This is a genomic window from Acinetobacter sp. LMB-5, from assembly GCF_001541635.1.
Lineage (GTDB): Bacteria > Pseudomonadota > Gammaproteobacteria > Pseudomonadales > Moraxellaceae > Acinetobacter > Acinetobacter pittii.
Genome location: NZ_LRDR01000008.1, coordinates 54,536 through 72,930 on the forward strand (window position 1 = coordinate 54,536; position 18,395 = coordinate 72,930).

An 18,395-nucleotide genomic window follows, 5' to 3' on the forward strand; every position below is an offset into this window, starting at 1 on the left:
AATATCTCATGAAACATGTGATGTTGGTTGAAGATGAAGTCGAATTGGCGCATTTGGTGCGTGATTATCTTGAAGCTGCCGGTTTTGAAGTAAGTATGTTTCATGATGGTCAAGATGCCTATGCGAGTTTCCAGCAACGTAAACCAAATTTGATGATTCTGGACCTAATGGTTCCACGAATGGATGGTTTAACGATTTGCCGTAAAGTTCGTGAACAATCAGATTTACCGATTATTATGGTCACTGCCCGTACCGAAGAAATTGACCGAGTATTAGGTCTTAACATGGGAGCTGATGATTACGTATGTAAACCATTTAGCCCAAAAGAGTTAGTGGCTCGTGTACAAGCTGTTTTACGCCGTTTAGAGCGTAAGGCAGAACCTGAACAAAATGATTCTTTCCGAATTGATAAAGCACAACAAAGAATTTGGTATCAACAAAAATCGTTGAGCTTAACGCCAACCGAATTTCGCTTACTTGAGCTATTTTTAGAGCATGTGGGGCAAGTTTATTCACGTGCACAATTATTGGATCATATTAATCCAGATAGCTTTGATGTTGCCGATCGTGTGATTGACAGCCATATCAAAAACTTGCGACGAAAAATTAGTGAAGCAGCGGAAACTGGTAACCGCCATGAGTGGATTCAAGCAGTTTATGGTGTAGGTTATCGCTTCGAATATCCTGAAGAGTAAGTCTTCATAAAAGTTATTCTGTGGATAACCACAATGTTATCCACAGAAAATGTGGATAGTTTTAAAGATTTTATGGATAAATTATAATCTTGGTTTGATTGGGTACCAATTGCCAAATTTCATCTATATCTACATTTCTAACCGCGATACATCCTAACGTCCAATCCTTATGGGGCATATAAGTCGAGCTAAAAGGCATCGAGAGTAATGATTTCGGAACAGATCCATGAATCATGATATCTCCTCCTATTGGTTGATGATGTTGCTTGGCATAAGCAATATCTTTCGCATTGGGATAGGAAATATGCAAAGATTTATAGTAAGCACTTTGTGAGTTTCGCCAATCTATAGAATAAATCCCTTCAGGAGTTCTACCATCATTTTCAAAGTGTTTATGTCCTTTGGGATTAAAGCCGAGACGAATCGGATATTGCCGAATCACGTCCTGATTACTCTTGAGCAGAAGTAGGCGTTGGTTTTTAAACACTTCAATTGAAGTAACAGGCTTGGTCTTGATTATTTCTTGGATCTCTTCATTTGAGAGGGCTTGATGGCTTGACGTAAAAGTCGGTAAATATTTTTCATAATTATAAAAAGCGATTCCCAGTGGAACTATAAGAAATGTACAAATAATGAGGGGTTTAATTTTCATATATTATTCTTTGATGTGTAAGAAACTCTCTTAAGCTAAGTGGCTTAAGAGAGTTTAGTTTTTTAATATTAAGATTAAGATGAACAGCTCACTGCCACATCTGGAACATCACTTGGTAATGGCCCTAAATCTTGTGGTTGCTCAAGATCTGGTTGTCTTGTGTATGGATGATTAAGTAGCTTAAATAAACGATCTACTTCGCTAAAATCATCTCTTTCCGCTGCTTCAATAGCACGCTGAGCCATGTGATTCCGTAAAATATAAATCGGATTTGCTTTTTGCATATTTGCATCCAGCTCATCAATATCTTGATGTTCACGAATGCTTTCATATTGGCTAAGAAACTCATCAAACTGTCGAATATCAAGGCAATCATCTCGTAAAGCTTTGTATTCTTTATTTTGAAGACGAATAAAACTTTGAGTGTAATCGAGTTGTTCAGTTTGTAAGATTCTTAAAAACGCAAAACTACAATCAAGGCTGTCTTTGTGGAAATGGGGAAGTCCCATTTTTTGACATAAACCTTGTCCATAGTGTTCTAAAAAGATTGGTTCAAATTGTTCTAAGCAACGTGCTAACTCTTCTTTAAACTTATCTTTTTGTTCAGGTTCAGCGAGAGGAATTAAGTTGTTTAGCCACGTCCATAAGTTCCAATGGCCTATACTCGGTTGATTTTGATAGGTATAACGACCTTGGTAGTCCGAGTGATTGTTGATCCAGTTGGGGCGGAAACGCTCCATAAAACCATATGGCCCAAAATCGAGTGTTGAACCTGTAATATTTAAGTTATCGGTATTCATCACTCCATGAGCAAATCCAACCAATTGCCATTTCGCAATCATAATTGCAGTACATTCAACTACCTTTTTTGCAAAGGATAAAATTGGATTTTCAGTTTCTAAGCATTCTGGATAATGCCATTCAATACATTTTTGAGTGAATTCTGACAGCAATTCAGGCGCATATTGATTAATCCATTCGAAGTGTCCTAAACGAATATGACATTCAGATGTTCTAAGTAGCATTGCGCCTAACTCTAGTTTTTCACGCTGTACACCTTGAGTCGAGGTTGTAAAACCGACTGCATGACTAGATGCGACGCCTAAAGCATTTAGAGCATGTCCTGCTAAATATTCACGGACCACAGAACGTAATACTGCTCGCCCATCTCCCATTCTTGAATAAGGCGTAGGACCTGCACCTTTGAGATGTAGGTCAATGGTTTGACCCTTTGTATTCAGTATTTGCGCAATCAGTAAGCCACGTCCATCGCCGAGTTGTCCTGCCCATTGTCCGAATTGGTGGCCAGCATAGACCATCGCAAGAGACGGAAATTCAGGGAATGTACGCTGTCCACTACAGATCTCAACCCATGCATTTTTATCGTCTTCTGACCATTGCAGTTCATCAGCCAAAGCACTGTTAAAATGTCCTGCTTTTGCACCACGTAAAGGTGATGGTTGCTGAACATGAAATAATTTAGACGGAAGTGAAGGGTAGAGCGGATTAAACTGCATAGGCTTAGCAAAATAGAGAGAGCAGATTTCACTATAACACAGTTAAAAAGCAGGCATAAAAATAGCTCCCGAAAGAGCTATTTTAGATCAGAATTTATTTTAGTCTGACACCACGTTGGTATTCTTTTTAACACTACGCATCAGTGTTTCTAAGCATTCGCGGTGATGACTTAAACGGTGTTCAAGCAATTGGAAATCAACTTTAAGCTTATGATCCATTCTATGAATCTTTTCAGCCATTGCTGCTTTTTTCGCTTGTAACTCTTGTTCTTTAAGTTTTGCCCAATCATTTAATGTGTGTGTAAATGCTTCATACTCTTGTGCAATACGTTGCTTCATTTGAGTAATGTCTGCATTTACATCATGACCATAAATAGCGAGGTCTTGTTCAGCGTATTTAAATTTCATCGCCAGTTCTGCTTTTTTAATATTAAAGCTTGGAATACGACGTAAATTTTTAGCTAAACCAATTTTAGAACATGACCAGATTAACCATTTTGTTGGGTCATATTGCCACCATTTCACACCATTACGATAGTCGTATTGGAAGATATGGTGATAGTTGTGGTAACCCTCGCCCCAAGTGGCAATGGCTAACCAGAAATTATCACGTGCTGAGTTTTCGTCTGTATAAGGACGTTTACCAAACATATGGCAAAGCGAGTTAATAAAGAATGTAACTTGATGGCTAATGATTAAACGTAACAAACCACCTAAAAGGACTACACCCCATAGGTCGCCAGTTGCCCAACCGATTAAACCTAAAATACCAACATGAACTGCAACTACAAGTAGCGCGTAATATTTATGCTGGAACATGACCAATTTATCATTGAGTAGGTCTGGTGCATTTTTAAAGTCTGGCTCAGATGGTGAATGATCGCGGATCATCCAACCCATATGGGCATACCAAAAACCACGCTCAATCGAATACGGATCTTCATCAACATCATCAACATGTCGATGGTGAGTACGGTGACCAGATGCCCAGAACAAAATACTATTTTGCACGGCAAATGTTCCACCGATCATTAAAAGAATTTTAAGCGGTAACGACGCTTCATAAGCTCGGTGAGCCCAAAGGCGATGGTAACCAGCAGTAATCCCCATACTACTTAGAGCTAAAAGAAAAAATAAGCTTACCCATGCGCTTACACTAAAATCATAATAATACGCATAAATCGGGATTATGATTGCGGCAAGAATTGGTAAACCAATTAAGGTAATGCTAGCGGTCCAGTTAATTGGGGCTTTGAGTGGGGCGGAAGTCATATCCGGCAGCGCTCCTAGAATCCTTGTGAAACAAGGTACAAAGACAAAACGACATAGCAAAACCAATCATCAAGATATATTGCTATTCTATCCTTCATATTAGCACGTGCTTAGTGAGAATCACTAGCATTATTGTACAGATGTATTGAAAGAACCGTAACAGAATTAAACTATGTCAAAGAGTTTTTCAAGCAGGAGAAGTTGTTTAATGAACGTACAACGATTGAAAAAAAAGAACAGCATTGATATTTCAAGAAAATTATCATTGAAGTGTGTCTTGGTCACAATCAGTCTTGTATTAGCCGCATGTCAAAGTGCACCCGAACAAACTACGAAAAAAGTTCAAACAAAAAGAACAGTTCATCAGACTCAAACCCCTATTGTAAAAAAGCGAGTGAGTCCAGATGGCATTCAAGATATTGATTGGCAGATCACTCAGATCAGTGGTCATAAGGCAAAATTTTTTAACCAATGGCCAACCCTTTCACTGAACTCAGCAGTCAAAACAGTATCGGGACATACTGGCTGTAATGCTGTTTTTGGCCGTTATACATTTAATTTCAGTCAGCAAAAACTTGATATGCAAGTAAATGCAGGCCATTCAAGCTGTGATGGTGCTTTGGCTCAAGAAGCAGAGCTGGTAGATGCTTTGCAACGTATCCAACGCTTCCAACTCGTAGGTAATACGCTATATCTACTTGACCAAAGTGGTCAGCGCCTCATTCAGGCACAAAAGAAATAAAAGGTGGTTTTTACCACCTTTTTTATATTTACAGGGCTTGTAACATCGTAGTTGGAATATCTGTAATTAAGCCCTGAATTTCTAAATCACGCAGCCTTTTTGCTCTTTCTACATCATTCACTGTCCACACACTAATGTTCAACCCAGCTTGATGAGATAGTTGGATCATTTCATCTGTTGCCAGCTGATCATGCCAACCAATATGACCGCAACCATATTGATGCGCGAGTTCAATTGCCGTTGCCCCAACAGGAAGTTCAACTAACAATCCGCGTTTAAATTGAGAGTTTATATCGCGTAAGGCGGTTAGAATTTGAAGATCAAAACTTGTGATGGTTACAACTTTTTCAAAGCCCTGTAATTCCGTCTCAAGCTTTTGAACGAGCTTTTCGGCCAACGCCATATCTCTTACAGCTTTAACTTCAACTTCAATATGATCGAAATTATCAAGTAAGTTTAAAACACCTGTAAGGGTCGGTGTTGGTTCAGGAGTCGGCCAATTGGGCCAGCTTTGACGATGATCAAATGACAACGCTTGAGCTAAAGTAGATTGTTCTACAACTTGATCGACTCCAGCTGTACGCAAAAAATTGTCATCATGAATAACAACTAACTCTTGGTCTTGAAGCTGACGAATATCGAATTCGACACCACGAATACCTAAATTTTTTATGTGCTGAAACCCACCAAGTGTATTTTCAGGAGCTTCTCGGCGTGCACCACGATGACCAATAATGCGCATAATTTTCTTCTATGAAATCTTTTGATTATGGTCTCTTTAAAAAGAGCAGAGACCATGTTTTAATCTAATCTATTTTTAAATAATCTCATTAATATTTTTTTGCCAAAGTACTTCTTGTCCGCCTTCGGCACGTTGTAAAGCACGCGATGCGACAAATAACCAGTCAGATAGACGGTTTAAAAGTTGGAGTGCTGTAGCTTGAATATTTTGATCACGAGTTTGTACTGACATGAGCGATCGTTCTGCACGGCGGCAAACGGCACGGGCTTGATGAGCATAACTACAAGATAAAGAACCAGACGGTAGAATAAATTCCTTAAGCATCGGTAAGTCTTCATTCATACGGTCAATTTCTTTTTCAAGAAATTCAATACAAGCGGGCTGAAGTAAATTGTAGTTTGGAATACAAACCTCTCCACCTAAATCAAAAAGCCAATGTTGAATTAAACTTAAGCTTTTATCCCAATCAGCCTTGTTAGTTACTTGGCTATCTGCGATTTGAGCACGAAGTACCCCAATAATGGCGTTGAGTTCATCAACATCACCAAGTGCTGTAATTCGTAAATCATCCTTGGCAACACGAGAACCATCGCCTAAACCTGTTGTACCTGAGTCGCCTGTGCGTGTATAGATTTTGCTTAAACGGTGTCCCATGATGGATATCCTGAACATAAAAAAGGGATAATGTCGGTCAGAACATTACCCCGAAACTGGAGTTAAGAAAATATTTTTATAGTTGGAGTGAGAAATTAATAACGGAAAGTGACCCCAACAGAAGCTTGGCGGCCACCGTTGATATATTCTGAACCGAAATCGTTAACGACAATATTTTCTACATCACCAATATTCTGAATATTAGTGAAAAGTTTTACATTTGAGCTGATATTCCAAAAAGCATTTAGATCAACTGTTGCATAACCTGGAACTTTAATATTAGCAGAGCTTGTATTTGCTTTTGAGCGAGCAACTACAGCAGCATTGACACCATACAATCCATCATCATAGCCCACTGTCAATGTATAAGTTTGACGAGGTCGATAAGGAGTATCTAATTTAGTCTCTTTATTTTGTGCTTTTGAGTAGACATATTCAGCATTTGCAAATAGGTTGTCGAGTACCCATTTCAAGCCAATTTCACCGCCTTGAATTTTTGCTTTATTTAAATTGATGTAGGTTGTTTTTCCGTCTATCTTACCCGAGCTAATCAAATTCTCCACATCAGTAGAATAACCTGAAATATAAGCTGATAATCCGTAGTTTAGTTTTTGATCTAAACCAATTTCATAAGAGACACTTTTTTCTGGCTTGAGATTCGGATTACTATAAAAGCTACTACCATAAGAACCATATAAATGTTCTAGTGTTGGTGCTTTAAATGCCGTACCAACATTGGTATAGATACTTGTAAGTGGTAAAAGCTGATAGCGTACTGCGATTTGTCCAACAGTATGTGTGCCAAACCAATCATTATCTTCTAAGCGTATGCCAGCTTGAGTGTTGAGACCATTCTTCTGATATTGGTGTTGTAAATAATAACCTGTAGAGTTCGTACTGCGTATCGCTTCCGGAGTAGATGATGCATCATATTCTGACTTGCTATATGTAACACCAGCTAAAATATTCTGATGTTCCATGAATTTCCAAACTGCGTTTAGATCACTTTCATTTGTTTCAGTATTATAGTGACTAGATGTAAGCTTATAGGTTTGCCAATCTGTATCTGTTGATACCCTTGTGTTCTTAATATTGGAATAACGTGCATTAAGCTTAATATCAGGATTGACTTGATATGAACCTAACCAATTGATGAGTTGATTTTTGAAATCACGTATTCCTGTGTTGGAATTTAAAGTTGAGTCATAATATACATTGGTACCTTGATTCTCACTAATAGAGATGCTGGTATCAATCTGATTTTGCTGATAACCTATTTTTGCATGGTATCCTTTTTGATCAAAGCCAGCTTTATCATTTTTATCTTGAATGCTAAGTATTCGTGTTCCATCCGATTCTAAACGTTGTCCGCCAACCTGAGCATAGAATCCAGAAGCATCAACATAATCTGCATTAATAATCGACTTATAAGTATTATTCTCTCCATAAATTCCAGTCAAATTTATGCCTGATTTTGTTGGTTTTTTTGAGATTAAGTTGATTACACCACTAATAGCATCTGAACCATATTGTACTGAAGCTGGACCTTTTAGAATTTCAATTTGATCAACATCAGTTAAATTTATAAATTCTGGATTGACTGGACCGAAACCATTTTGTGAATTTAAACGGGCACCATCTTTCAATAAAAGTGTTTGCCCAGTTTGCCCACCTCGTAAAGATAGGTCTGCAAGTTGGCCAATTCCACCATTTTGTTTTACATAAATAGATGCATCTTTTTGCAAGATGTCAGATAGATTTAAAGCAGGATTCTTTTCAATTTCTTCTTTTGAAATCACTGTAATACGTGCCGGAACTTCACTCGCTTTTTCAGCAGTTTTTGAAGCAGTGACTACAATTGGATCAAGCTGAGTTACATTCGTTGAATCTTCAGCAAAAATAACAGGTGAAAACCCCATCGCAATAGCGATAGCCCCTACTAGACGAGTAGGTTGAAAAGACTTAGACATAACATGCTCCATACATTCACCCCACGTGAATGATCGGGTAGATAGATGAAACAAGTAGGTCTCCGGACTTCAGCGCCATATTTAATTTATGGACATATTCACCTTCCCACATTACTGCAGTGGTGTAAGTCGAGAACGACTTAAAAAATATGCTTTACATTGTTACCGTTGCGGGGGCAGTGCCGGACTTTCACCAGCTTCCCTAAAGCATGAATTGCTTACACTTGCTTCCAATTTTACGCAGTATAAAGTGGCGATTTACTTCATACAATGTCATTTGGAGCAATTCCCTGAGAACTTTTACGCAAGGGACAAAAATTGCATTACAATGGCGTTTATTTTAAGAAATGGTTGTAGTTTAGGCAGATCATGAGCCAATCAAACCAAAAACGTACACGAGCAAAAATCTGTGGAATTACTCGCATTCAAGATGTTCAGGCAGTTGTTGCTGCTGGAGCAGATGCGATTGGTTTTGTTTTTTTTCCGCCAAGTCCAAGACATGTAACAGTTGAACAGGCCCAAGAATTAGCAAAAGTAATTCCACCTTATGTACAAATGGTAGGTTTGTTTGTAAATGCGAGTGCTACTGAAATTCAGGATGTACTTGATTGTGTTCCCCTAGATGTATTACAACTACATGGCGATGAAACTCCAGAACAATGTCAGGAAATTGCTCGCCATTGTAAACGTCGCTGGTATAAAGCGATTCAGGTTAAACCTGATCTGGATGTAGTTGCTGAAATTCAAAAATATCAGGCAGCGGGTGCCAGTGCTGTATTGCTCGATGCATGGCATCCTGAGCTCAAAGGGGGCACAGGACATCAGTTTGACTGGTCTAAATTCCCAAAACTTGATATTCCATTAATCTTGGCAGGTGGTTTAACCCCTGACAATGTCATTGACGCTATTCATACTACCGGTGCTTTTGCAGTAGATGTGAGCGGAGGCGTAGAGTCCGCAAAAGGTATAAAAGACCAACAACTCATTGAACGATTTATGCAAGGAGTCCAACGTGGATCAGCAAAACAATGTGATTGACTATACACAGTACCCAGATGCTGCAGGGCATTTCGGTATCCATGGCGGACGTTTTGTGTCAGAAACTCTAATGGCGGCATTAGAAGATTTAGAAAATCTCTATTCCCGCATGAAAAATGATGAACAGTTTTTGGCAGAATTCGACCGTGACCTCGCCTACTATGTAGGTCGTCCTAGTCCACTTTATTATGCTGAGCGATGGTCAAAAGAGTTAGGTGGTGCGCAAATTTACCTTAAACGTGAAGACTTGAACCATACAGGCTCACATAAGGTAAACAATACGATTGGTCAGGCGTTATTGGCAAAGCTTTCTGGTAAAAAACGTATTATTGCCGAAACTGGTGCTGGGCAGCATGGTGTAGCAACAGCAACAATTGCAGCACGTTTAGGTCTTGAATGTGTTGTTTATATGGGTGCTGAAGACGTTAAGCGTCAAGCCATGAACGTTTATCGTATGCGTTTGTTGGGTGCTACAGTTGTTCCTGTACAAAGCGGCTCTAAAACGCTGAAAGACGCCATGAACGAAGCAATGCGTGACTGGGTAACTAATGTTGATACGACCTACTATGTGATTGGTACAGTTGCAGGCCCGCATCCATATCCTCAACTCGTTCGTGACTTCCAGTCGATTATTGGTCGTGAAGCGCGTAAACAGATTTTGGAACAAGCAGGTCGCTTACCAGATGCATTAGTTGCCTGTGTAGGTGGTGGTTCAAATGCAATGGGCTTGTTCTATCCATTCTTAAACGATGCCAACGTGAAAATGTATGGTGTTGAAGCAGCTGGTTTTGGTATTGAAACTGGTAAACACTCTGCGCCATTAAATGCGGGTCATGTGGGCGTATTACATGGTAACCGTACTTATTTAATGAGTGATGAGCAAGGCCAGATTATTGAGACACACAGTATCTCGGCGGGCCTTGATTATCCGGGTGTTGGCCCTGAACATAGCTTCTTGAAAGATATGAAGCGCGTAGAATACGTGCCGATTAATGATACTGAGGCTCTACAAGGTTTCCGTGATTTAACCAAAATCGAAGGGATTATTCCTGCACTTGAAAGCTCACATGCTATGGCGTACGTCTCTAAGCTTGCACCGACGATGTCTAAAGATCAGATTATTATTGCGACTGTTTCAGGTCGCGGTGATAAAGATTTAATGACAGTTGCACGTATTGATGGCGTAGAAATGGTTGAGATATAAGAGGATACAATGCCAAGTTTGTTTATGGTGATGTTAGGCGGGCGTCATGCACGTGCTAATACAGAAGTTCATGATGTAGTCATGGCTGTAGGAGATACTTTGGAAGAAGTTTATCCTCAACTTAAACAGGCTTGGTTTGGTGAGGCTCAAGGATTACATATTGATGCTTGGGCCAAGCTCTCTGGTGTTAGCTCTCAAGGGCAAAATTATCAAATTCACTTTACAGACGCTGCTCCACAACCAGATGATTTAAAATTATATTTAATTAATCTGGGCGGATATAATGCAAGTGAATTCGGTGAACTTCACCGTTATGAGTTTGTGGTTGCACCAAATGCGGTAGTTGCCAAACAATTAGGTAAACAATTTATAGATCGGCAGTGGCAAAAAGCACATACAGATCGAGTCATTGATATTGATGACTGCTTAGCGATAGATTGTGTAGCAGGGCGCTATATTCATTTAATAAAAGGCGATTTTGCTGAAACAATTTGGGAAAATACGTATTTGACCGTGGTATAGGTCATTTGAAATCTAATATTCATATGGAAGTGGGTAAATGGATTTAATTCAAGAAAATGGACAGCCTCGCTACGGGCGTTTTGAATCTGTACCGTCAACCATTCACGTACAACATTATATTTATAAAACCCCTTACGGTAAGGTCCTTAAAGGCTGGCGTAAACAATTAAAATATAAAAAATTTAAATTCTGCGGCATTCAACATAAACACTATAGTATTGGTCTGGCAATTGCAGATATTGGCTGGGTTGGGCATGGCTTTTTCTATATTTATGACCATGAAACTCAGCAAGTCATCGAGTGGAATGCCATTCAGCCTTTAGGTCATAAAACCTATCTCGATGAACAGCCATTGTTTAATCAAAGCTATTTTTCTAAATCGCCTTATCAGTTTGATATCCAGCATGCCAATGGTGTGCGATACATTCGAGTCACTAAATATGGTGAGATTCAACTTAGCGCTCGTATTTTTTGTGCTGGAACCGATATATTAAGCTTGTGTACACCAACAGGAATCAATGGTTGGACCTATACCCAAAAGCAGACCACATTGGCTGTAGAGGGAATGTTTATTAATAAACAAAACCAAATCGTACAATTTGATGAAAAGACATTTGCCTCTTTAGATGATACCTGCGGTTTTTTGCGACCTGAAACGGCTTGGTTCTGGCTTTCATGTAATTTCTGGGATGAGCAAGGGCGTCGTATAGGGCTAAATCTGGCTTCTGGTGTTAATGAAAGTTTTGGTAATGAAAACTGCTTATGGATTAACGGCGTTTTATTTCCACTAACTGATGTTTTATTTGAAAAAGTAAATGATGAACTTTGGAAAATTAGCTCTCTAGATCAAAAGCTTAATCTACAAGTGCATATTGGTTGGTGCCGATACGAAAATATTAATTTAAGAATGATTGGCAGCCAGTTCAACCAGTGGCAAGCTAAAATTAGCGGCACGATAGAGCATGAGGCAACCGATATAATCAATTGCAATGAGCAATACGGTTTACTAGAACAACATTATGCAAAATGGTAACAAGCAGGTTATAAACCTGCTTGCCAGAATGCCTCACCAGCTGCAATAGGATCATTGGTCTTTTCGAGTGTTTCAATCCAAACAGGATATTGACGAATGACTGGATGCTGACTTGGATGAAAGTCTTTTTTAAACCAATCTAAATATTGGTTTTTCATAGCGGTTAATGTGCCATTTTTGCCAAAGAACCAAGGTAAACCTTTAAGATTCATCAAGAGTCTTTCTCTTGGACTAAAGCCATCACATTTCAACATGATATTCGTGCGATAGAGTGTAAAGCCAAACATCAGTACTGTCGTAAGAACCAATACAAAACGACGAGTCGACTCAGGAACTTCACCTACTTGTTTCATGACATCAAAAGCAACATCGCGGTGCTCCATCTCTTCAATGGCATGCCACGCGAATAGCGCTCGAACATAGGGGTGAGCATTTTCTAAAGTTTTTTTATGGCTATAAAACGTTTCTGCCATTAGCGCTGTTAAATGTTCCGCTGCCGCTGTCATTGCAATATTGTATTGTGGTGAGCGTTTGGTGAGTTCAAAACGAAAAATTCTTTTAAGTGTAGCTGTGAACTGGTCAACAGGCATGCCTTGCTCTTTCATGAGCTGATTCATTTTGTCATGTGCAATACCGTGTTGAGCTTCTTGTTTAATAAAGTCTGCAACCCGTTTTTGTAGTTCGGGATCATCAATTTTGTCTCGGAACATGCGGACACATTCAATAAAATAACGCTCTCCATCCGGAAAGGTTAAGCTGAGCGCATCAAACATACGAGTCAAAAAAGGATCATTATTAAACCAAAAGCGAGGCGCTTCGTTTAAATGAAAATCCAGATCTTTACGAACCACTGGCTCGACCTGATAAGAAACATGTGCGTTCATATTTTTATTTCTCGCATCTAACATGTTCATTAGTATGTCGCTAATAGTCGGCTTTGTTTTGACAGTTATTGCCAATTTTTATACAGTTTGCGACAAGATGGCATTAAAAAAAGGATGAGCCATGCAGGATTTTACGATTTCAAATGGCTACTTTTATCTGTGGAATACTTATCTAAAAGAAAAAGGAGTCGATTGGCAGGCATTAAACCTTACAGATGTTCAGGCCCGTCAAGTTCAAAATATTTTAGCTTCATCTATTGATGCTCAATCTTCTTTAAACTTTTTTCTTGAACTTTTAGAGCTGACAGAGTCTCGTCTACAAGTTTCTAATTTAGCCCTAGAAATGGCAACTTGTATTACACCTGCCAATTTTGGTGTACTGGGATACATGGCTTCTCGGAGTGGGAGCTTTGCAGAGGTTCTTGAATATGTCATGAAATTTCATCGGCTCGTCATTGACGGTGAGCAAGTCGTACCTATGCAAGTTGAGCAAGATGCTTCTAACATTCGTTTGTATTGGCCGCTAGTTGATGCCAGTAATATTATACTTTGTGAGCTGACTTTAGCTGCTATGGTTCAGCTTGCTAAACAAATTGCTCCTTTCCATGATTTTCTCTTGCAGCATGTTGAGTTTGTGCACCGCTCACGTGGTCCCTTAGTTCACTATCAGCGTTTCTTTCAATGTAAATTATCATTTGAGCAACCATACTATGCATTAACTTTTGCAAGTGAGGGATTGAATGTTCGTCCTCGACATGCAGACCCCAGCTTAATGCAACTTTTAGTGAAACAAGCAGAAGAGGCATTGGCTCAGCGGAAAATACATACAGATTTGGCTCAGCAAATACATTGGATTGTTCATGAATATTTCAAACACAAGCAACAAGCCCCGAAAATAGAGGATATTGCCATCGAGTTGAATATTTCAGTACGTAGCTTGCAGCGTCAATTACAGTCATTAAATACTTCATTTAAATTAATTTTAGATACTGAACGCATGAAACGCTGTGAAATATTACTTCACCAAAATGAAAGCCTCACCACAATTGCTGAACAGTTGGGATATTCGGATCAGTCGGCACTTGCACGGGCTCATAAAAATTTGACAGGACAAACTTTACTCATGCGGAAAAGGGAATTACAACTCGCCAATAAAAATGTTGAGAAATAAGTTTTGCATGATTGTTTTTTGATCATGTGGCGATCTAATAATGGCTCGAAAATAGGAAGCTTTGATCATTGAGAAAAGTTTCAAAATATTGATAAATGTACACCATGGGTTGTATGAATCATACAATCGAATATCGCCATAACGTTAGACCTGTTCAATGGACAAAAAATAGCGTTAAAATGCGATGTTCTTGTATTTCTACAAACAACTCCTCAATTTTAAATAATTCAAGGAAAGCACAACCCTATGTCACGTCTTGCCACCCGTTTTGAAAAGCTTAAGTCCCAACAACGTAAAGCGCTTGTATCTTATGTTATGGCGGGTGATCCACAGCCACAAGTAACGGTTCCGTTACTGCATAAAATGGTTGCGGCAGGAGTAGATGTCATTGAGCTTGGTTTACCATTTTCAGATCCAATGGCTGATGGTCCGATAATTGCGCTTGCAGCTGAACGTGCGCTTGCAGCAGGGACCAATACGTTGGATGCACTTAACATGGTAAAAGAGTTCCGTGAGCAGGATCAGGAAACACCTGTTGTTTTAATGGGTTATCTGAATCCGGTTGAAGTGATTGGTTACGAGAAGTTTGTTTCTCATGCGAAACAATGTGGTGTAGATGGTTTACTACTTGTAGATTTACCACCAGAAGAGTCAAAAGAGTTTGGTGCTGTGTTGAAACAACATGATATGGACCAAATTTTCTTACTTGCGCCAACTTCTACAGATCAACGCATTCAACATGTGACAAATCAGGCAAGTGGTTTTATCTACTACGTTTCACTTAAGGGTGTAACTGGAGCAGCAACACTTGATACGGCAGAAGCTGCTGCGCGTATTCAAAAAATCAAAAATGCCACGAATATTCCAGTGGGTGTTGGTTTTGGTATTAGTGATGCCGCTTCAGCAAAAGCAATGGGTAGCGTTGCTGATGCCGTGATTGTAGGTAGTGCTTTCGTTAAAAATTTTGCAACGTTGGCAGCGGATGACGCTGTTGAACAGACGGTGAGTAAAGTCAAGGAGCTTCGAGCAGCGCTCGATGAGTTAGTATGAATCAAGAAGTGAAACCAGGGAAAGTTCTTAGCCCTTCGACACCATGGACAAAACGTCCGGTTCCAGGTATTGAAGTCGCAGATGAGCAACAAATTCTCAAAGCAACATTTACTGAGCCAACGATAGAATGTCCTGAATGTCATGCACTAGTGACACGTACAGCAATTTCTTTCAATGCATATGTTTGTCCGCAATGTGATGAACACTTGCGAATGAAAGCTCGTGACCGCTTGAACTGGTTCTTCGATAATGTTGTAACTGAATTGGGTCAAGAATTTACTGCTAAAGATCCATTAAAGTTTGTTGACTCTAAACCGTATCCAGATCGTATGCGTGAAGCGCAAAGCAAAACTGGTGAAACGGAAGCGTTAATTGCCATGCAAGGTAACTTAAATGGCGTAGATATGATTGCATGTGCTTTTGAGTTCGACTTTATGGGCGGCTCAATGGGTACAGTTGTAGGTGACCGTTTTGTAAAGGCTGCCGAGCTTGCAATTGAAAAACGTCAGCCATTAATCTGTTTCGCAGCTTCTGGCGGCGCGCGTATGCAAGAAGGTATGTTATCGCTTATGCAAATGGCGCGTACTTCTGCTGCGATTCAAAAATTAAAAGATGCGGGCTTACCATATATCGTTGTATTAACACATCCTGTGTATGGCGGTGTAACAGCTTCTTTAGCAATGTTGGGTGATATTCATATTGCTGAACCTAAAGCAATGATTGGCTTTGCTGGTAAACGTGTAATTGAGCAGACTGTACGTGAAACTCTTGAAGAACCGTTCCAACGTGCTGAATATTTGCTTGATCATGGTGTAATCGATCAGATTGTTCATCGCCACGCTTTACGTGATACTGTATCTCGACTTGTATCGAAATTGATGAACTTACCTTGAACCAACAAGCTCCACTTTCAATAGACTCTTTAGATACATGGCTCAATTATTGGAGCCATGTTCACGTTACAGGGATAGATCTTGGTCTGGAACGTGTAATTCCTGTTGCAGAAAAGCTGGGTGTAACTCAGCCTCATGCTAAAGTTTTTACAGTAGCCGGAACGAATGGTAAAGGCTCGACCACAACCACACTGGCTGCGATATTAAACGCACAAGGTTATAAAGTTGGGTTATATCAGTCACCGCATATCTATCGCTTTAATGAGCGAGTTAAGTTAGGTGGAGTTGAAGTCGATGATCAAAGTCTGATTGATGCTTTTGTTCAAGTCGATCAGGCTCGTCGCGATTGTGATTTAAGCTTATCTTTTTTTGAAGCAACCACTTTGGCTGCTTTTGTTATTTTTAAACAACAACAATGTGATGTATGGGTGCTCGAAGTTGGTTTGGGCGGGCGTTTAGATGTCGTCAATGTGATTGATCCCGACATTGCAGTGATTACTAATATTGGCCTAGATCACACAGATTGGCTAGGCGATACCATCGAAAAAATTGCTTTTGAAAAAGCAGGCATTATTCGTCCACATATTCCAGTTATCTTCGCGGGTGAGCAACAATTACCGCAAGCAATTCAAGATAAAGCACAAAGTTCACAAGCAGACTTATATACCGTTAATCGTGATTATTTTTATAAGCTCGCAGAAGATGGACAAAACTGGTACTTTGCTTCGGAAGGAACCACTTTAAAACTTCCTTTAGGTACATTAGCGATTGAAAATATTGCAGGAGCAGTTGCGGCCATTTTAAATAGCGGACTTGAAATTTCTCAGTCAGCATTAGAAAAAGGTATTCTATCTGCTCGCTTAGCAGGGCGTTTTGAACAGCGCCAAGTGGACGGGAAAACGGTCATTTTTGATGCTGGGCACAATCCACATGGTGTTGAATTTTTGTTAAAGCAATTGCGAAATTTCTTAGAATACAATAAACAGTACACAGAAGTTGTCGCAGTATTTTCAATGCTGGCAGATAAAGATATAAAATCGGTAGTCGATTTATTGAAACCTACTGTTTTACATTGGAAAATTGCTGAATTGAATGTGCCGCGTGCTGCACCGATTCAGCAACTCAATGATGCCTTGCAAGGCCAGACAGTACAACAATATGGCAATATCAAAGAGGCTTTTAAATCAGCGCTTGAGCAAACAAATAACAATCAGCTGATTTTAGCCTGTGGTTCGTTTCATACTTTAGAAGCGATTTGGGAGTATTTGGAAGAATGTCAATGAATAACAAACAACGCTGGATGGGTGGCGTTGTTTTACTAGGAGGTGGTGTTTTATTGGCAGCATTACTTCTAAAAGGAAATGAGGAAATAAAACAGGTTGAAGCTCAACCATCCGCATCCACATCGCCAAAAACTCAAACTAAACCAAAACAGACAACTGAAGGGCAAATGGTACAACTACAACCTCTTGCGGTTGATGTTGAAACTGAAAAACGTTTGCTAGAAGAACAGCGCCGTGCGCGTGAAAAGGCCGTTGCTGAACAAGAAGCACGTGCAGCTGAGTTCTTAGCAATGCAGCAGCAAGCTGAAGCTGATGCTGCTCGTAAAGCTGCAGCAGAGTACGCTGCGATTAATGCGCGCCGTACAGCGGCTCAAGAAAGTTCAGATAATATTCCACCGGAGTTAGTGGGTGAGGCGAAAGCTAAAAACCAGCAAACCAATACGGTGAATAAAACAACTGATACTTCAAAAATAGATGCAGACAAAAAAGCTGCAGAAGCCAAACGACAAGCAGAAGCAGACAAGAAAGCGGCTGATGCTAAGCGTCAAGCAGAAGCAGACAAAAAAGCAACTGAAGCAAAACGTCAAGCGGAAGCAGAAAAGAAATCAGCTGAAGCTAAACGACAGGCAGAAGCAGATAAAAAGGCTGCAGAAGCAAAACGCCAAGCAGAAGCAGACAAGAAAGCTGCTGAAGCCAAACGACAAGCAGAAGCTGATAAAAAAGCCTCTGATGCTAAACGAAAAGCGGAAGCTGAGAAAAAAGCTGAAGCTGAAAAAGCACGTGAACTGCTTGAAAATGGCGATAAAAAGTGGATGGTTCAAGTCGCTTTGGCTGCTAACCAAGCCAATGCAGATGCAGTTGTTTCTAAATTACGAGCTAAAGGCTATAAGGTTACTACAAGCCCAACCAGTAAGGGTATTCGTATTATGGTTGGACCTGCAAAAGACCGTGATACAGCAGATGCTGCGCGTAAGAAAATTACTTCTGATTCAAGTTTAAACATGAAATCAGCGTGGGTGATTGACTGGGTACCGTTAGACCAACGTTAACCAAATTAAAAATTCCACTCAAGA

At 39.8% G+C, this 18,395-nt stretch carries 18 protein-coding genes and 1 riboswitch; of the genes, 11 read left to right on the forward strand and 7 right to left on the reverse strand.

Annotation, left to right across the window (positions count from 1 at the left end; translation table 11 throughout):
- Window positions 1-8: 8 nt before the first annotated feature.
- Window positions 9-695: a response regulator gene (locus AW165_RS12385; protein ID WP_002116101.1), complete on the forward strand. Its 687-nt coding sequence runs from the start codon at window positions 9-11 to the stop codon at window positions 693-695.
- A 70-nt stretch (window positions 696-765) separates the two neighbouring features.
- On the opposite strand, the gene AW165_RS12390 is transcribed toward AW165_RS12385, so the two are convergent.
- The 3 genes from AW165_RS12390 to AW165_RS12400 form a co-directional block, all read right to left on the reverse strand.
- A complete protein-coding gene (locus AW165_RS12390) occupies window positions 766-1,347 on the reverse strand; it encodes a L,D-transpeptidase family protein (protein ID WP_060466007.1) in 582 nt (193 codons plus the stop codon).
- Window positions 1,348-1,421: 74 nt separating this feature from the next.
- Window positions 1,422-2,864, reverse strand: a complete 1,443-nt coding sequence (locus AW165_RS12395) for a protein adenylyltransferase SelO (protein ID WP_060466008.1) — start codon at window positions 2,862-2,864, stop codon at window positions 1,422-1,424.
- Between the two features lie 99 nt (window positions 2,865-2,963).
- Window positions 2,964-4,136, reverse strand: coding sequence for an acyl-CoA desaturase (locus AW165_RS12400; protein ID WP_002116208.1), 1,173 nt, complete (start codon window positions 4,134-4,136; stop codon window positions 2,964-2,966).
- Between the two features lie 208 nt (window positions 4,137-4,344).
- Here AW165_RS12400 and AW165_RS12405 point away from each other — a divergent pair, with 208 nt between their 5' ends.
- Window positions 4,345-4,878 carry an META domain-containing protein gene (locus tag AW165_RS12405; protein WP_005064230.1) on the forward strand — a complete coding sequence of 178 codons (534 nt, stop codon included), beginning with the start codon at window positions 4,345-4,347 and terminating at the stop codon, window positions 4,876-4,878.
- 28 nt (window positions 4,879-4,906) lie between these two features.
- On the opposite strand, the gene AW165_RS12410 is transcribed toward AW165_RS12405, so the two are convergent.
- The 3 genes from AW165_RS12410 to AW165_RS12420 form a co-directional block, all read right to left on the reverse strand.
- Entirely contained in the window at window positions 4,907-5,620 is a 714-nt protein-coding gene (locus AW165_RS12410; RefSeq protein WP_060466009.1) for a glycerophosphodiester phosphodiesterase, read from the reverse strand.
- 75 nt (window positions 5,621-5,695) lie between these two features.
- The gene (locus AW165_RS12415) at window positions 5,696-6,274 is read right to left on the reverse strand and encodes a cob(I)yrinic acid a,c-diamide adenosyltransferase (protein WP_060466010.1); all 579 of its coding nucleotides are present in this window, start codon (window positions 6,272-6,274) and stop codon (window positions 5,696-5,698) included.
- A 95-nt stretch (window positions 6,275-6,369) separates the two neighbouring features.
- Window positions 6,370-8,244: a TonB-dependent receptor plug domain-containing protein gene (locus AW165_RS12420; RefSeq protein WP_060466011.1), complete on the reverse strand. Its 1,875-nt coding sequence runs from the start codon at window positions 8,242-8,244 to the stop codon at window positions 6,370-6,372.
- 35 nt (window positions 8,245-8,279) lie between these two features.
- Window positions 8,280-8,487, reverse strand: a riboswitch (cobalamin riboswitch).
- 126 nt (window positions 8,488-8,613) lie between these two features.
- On the opposite strand from AW165_RS12420, the gene AW165_RS12425 reads away from it, so the two are divergent.
- Genes AW165_RS12425 through AW165_RS12440 form a run of 4 tightly spaced genes read left to right on the forward strand, consistent with a single transcriptional unit; the run spans window position 8,614 to window position 12,041 of the window.
- Window positions 8,614-9,282 carry a phosphoribosylanthranilate isomerase gene (locus AW165_RS12425; protein WP_060466012.1) on the forward strand — a complete coding sequence of 223 codons (669 nt, stop codon included), beginning with the start codon at window positions 8,614-8,616 and terminating at the stop codon, window positions 9,280-9,282.
- The gene (gene trpB, locus AW165_RS12430) at window positions 9,257-10,486 is read left to right on the forward strand and encodes a tryptophan synthase subunit beta (protein ID WP_060466013.1); all 1,230 of its coding nucleotides are present in this window, start codon (window positions 9,257-9,259) and stop codon (window positions 10,484-10,486) included. The genes AW165_RS12425 and trpB overlap by 26 nt, the downstream gene beginning before the upstream one ends.
- Window positions 10,487-10,495: 9 nt before the next feature.
- Window positions 10,496-11,008, forward strand: a complete 513-nt coding sequence (locus tag AW165_RS12435) for a DUF1543 domain-containing protein (RefSeq protein WP_005072710.1) — start codon at window positions 10,496-10,498, stop codon at window positions 11,006-11,008.
- Between the two features lie 37 nt (window positions 11,009-11,045).
- Window positions 11,046-12,041: a DUF2804 domain-containing protein gene (locus AW165_RS12440; protein ID WP_060466014.1), complete on the forward strand. Its 996-nt coding sequence runs from the start codon at window positions 11,046-11,048 to the stop codon at window positions 12,039-12,041.
- Between the two features lie 8 nt (window positions 12,042-12,049).
- On the opposite strand, the gene AW165_RS12445 is transcribed toward AW165_RS12440, so the two are convergent.
- Window positions 12,050-12,925 (reverse strand): metal-dependent hydrolase, encoded by an 876-nt coding sequence (locus AW165_RS12445; protein WP_005072715.1) that lies wholly within the window; start codon window positions 12,923-12,925, stop codon window positions 12,050-12,052.
- 121 nt (window positions 12,926-13,046) lie between these two features.
- Between AW165_RS12445 and AW165_RS12450 the strand changes: the two genes are divergently transcribed.
- The 5 genes from AW165_RS12450 (at window position 13,047) to AW165_RS12470 (ending at window position 18,371) form a co-directional block, all read left to right on the forward strand.
- Entirely contained in the window at window positions 13,047-14,096 is a 1,050-nt protein-coding gene (locus AW165_RS12450) for an AraC family transcriptional regulator (protein ID WP_060466015.1), read from the forward strand.
- Between the two features lie 246 nt (window positions 14,097-14,342).
- Window positions 14,343-15,146: a tryptophan synthase subunit alpha gene (trpA, locus tag AW165_RS12455; protein ID WP_060466016.1), complete on the forward strand. Its 804-nt coding sequence runs from the start codon at window positions 14,343-14,345 to the stop codon at window positions 15,144-15,146.
- Window positions 15,143-16,039 (forward strand): acetyl-CoA carboxylase, carboxyltransferase subunit beta, encoded by an 897-nt coding sequence (gene accD / locus AW165_RS12460; RefSeq protein ID WP_002116475.1) that lies wholly within the window; start codon window positions 15,143-15,145, stop codon window positions 16,037-16,039. The genes trpA and accD overlap by 4 nt, the downstream gene beginning before the upstream one ends.
- A complete protein-coding gene (gene folC / locus AW165_RS12465) occupies window positions 16,036-17,322 on the forward strand; it encodes a bifunctional tetrahydrofolate synthase/dihydrofolate synthase (RefSeq protein ID WP_060466017.1) in 1,287 nt (428 codons plus the stop codon). The genes accD and folC overlap by 4 nt, the downstream gene beginning before the upstream one ends.
- Window positions 17,313-18,371 carry an SPOR domain-containing protein gene (locus AW165_RS12470; protein ID WP_005804697.1) on the forward strand — a complete coding sequence of 353 codons (1,059 nt, stop codon included), beginning with the start codon at window positions 17,313-17,315 and terminating at the stop codon, window positions 18,369-18,371. Before folC ends, AW165_RS12470 begins: the two co-directional genes overlap by 10 nt.
- The last annotated feature ends 24 nt before the right edge of the window (window positions 18,372-18,395 follow it).

Excerpts from the sequence above, each read along its gene's own strand:
- trpA (WP_060466016.1), top strand. The coding sequence starts at position 14,343 with ATGTCACGTCTTGCCACCCGTTTTGAAAAGCTTAAGTCCCAACAACGT.
- AW165_RS12420 (WP_060466011.1), bottom strand. The coding sequence starts at position 8,244 with ATGTCTAAGTCTTTTCAACCTACTCGTCTAGTAGGGGCTATCGCTATT.
- AW165_RS12385 (WP_002116101.1), top strand. The coding sequence starts at position 9 with ATGAAACATGTGATGTTGGTTGAAGATGAAGTCGAATTGGCGCATTTG.
- AW165_RS12390 (WP_060466007.1), bottom strand. The coding sequence starts at position 1,347 with ATGAAAATTAAACCCCTCATTATTTGTACATTTCTTATAGTTCCACTG.
- AW165_RS12435 (WP_005072710.1), top strand. The coding sequence starts at position 10,496 with ATGCCAAGTTTGTTTATGGTGATGTTAGGCGGGCGTCATGCACGTGCT.
- AW165_RS12425 (WP_060466012.1), top strand. The coding sequence starts at position 8,614 with ATGAGCCAATCAAACCAAAAACGTACACGAGCAAAAATCTGTGGAATT.
- AW165_RS12445 (WP_005072715.1), bottom strand. The coding sequence starts at position 12,925 with ATGAACGCACATGTTTCTTATCAGGTCGAGCCAGTGGTTCGTAAAGAT.
- AW165_RS12395 (WP_060466008.1), bottom strand. The coding sequence starts at position 2,864 with ATGCAGTTTAATCCGCTCTACCCTTCACTTCCGTCTAAATTATTTCAT.
- AW165_RS12440 (WP_060466014.1), top strand. The coding sequence starts at position 11,046 with ATGGATTTAATTCAAGAAAATGGACAGCCTCGCTACGGGCGTTTTGAA.
- AW165_RS12410 (WP_060466009.1), bottom strand. The coding sequence starts at position 5,620 with ATGCGCATTATTGGTCATCGTGGTGCACGCCGAGAAGCTCCTGAAAAT.
- AW165_RS12415 (WP_060466010.1), bottom strand. The coding sequence starts at position 6,274 with ATGGGACACCGTTTAAGCAAAATCTATACACGCACAGGCGACTCAGGT.
- AW165_RS12400 (WP_002116208.1), bottom strand. The coding sequence starts at position 4,136 with ATGACTTCCGCCCCACTCAAAGCCCCAATTAACTGGACCGCTAGCATT.
- AW165_RS12405 (WP_005064230.1), top strand. The coding sequence starts at position 4,345 with ATGAACGTACAACGATTGAAAAAAAAGAACAGCATTGATATTTCAAGA.
- AW165_RS12470 (WP_005804697.1), top strand. The coding sequence starts at position 17,313 with ATGTCAATGAATAACAAACAACGCTGGATGGGTGGCGTTGTTTTACTA.
- accD (WP_002116475.1), top strand. The coding sequence starts at position 15,143 with ATGAATCAAGAAGTGAAACCAGGGAAAGTTCTTAGCCCTTCGACACCA.
- AW165_RS12450 (WP_060466015.1), top strand. The coding sequence starts at position 13,047 with ATGCAGGATTTTACGATTTCAAATGGCTACTTTTATCTGTGGAATACT.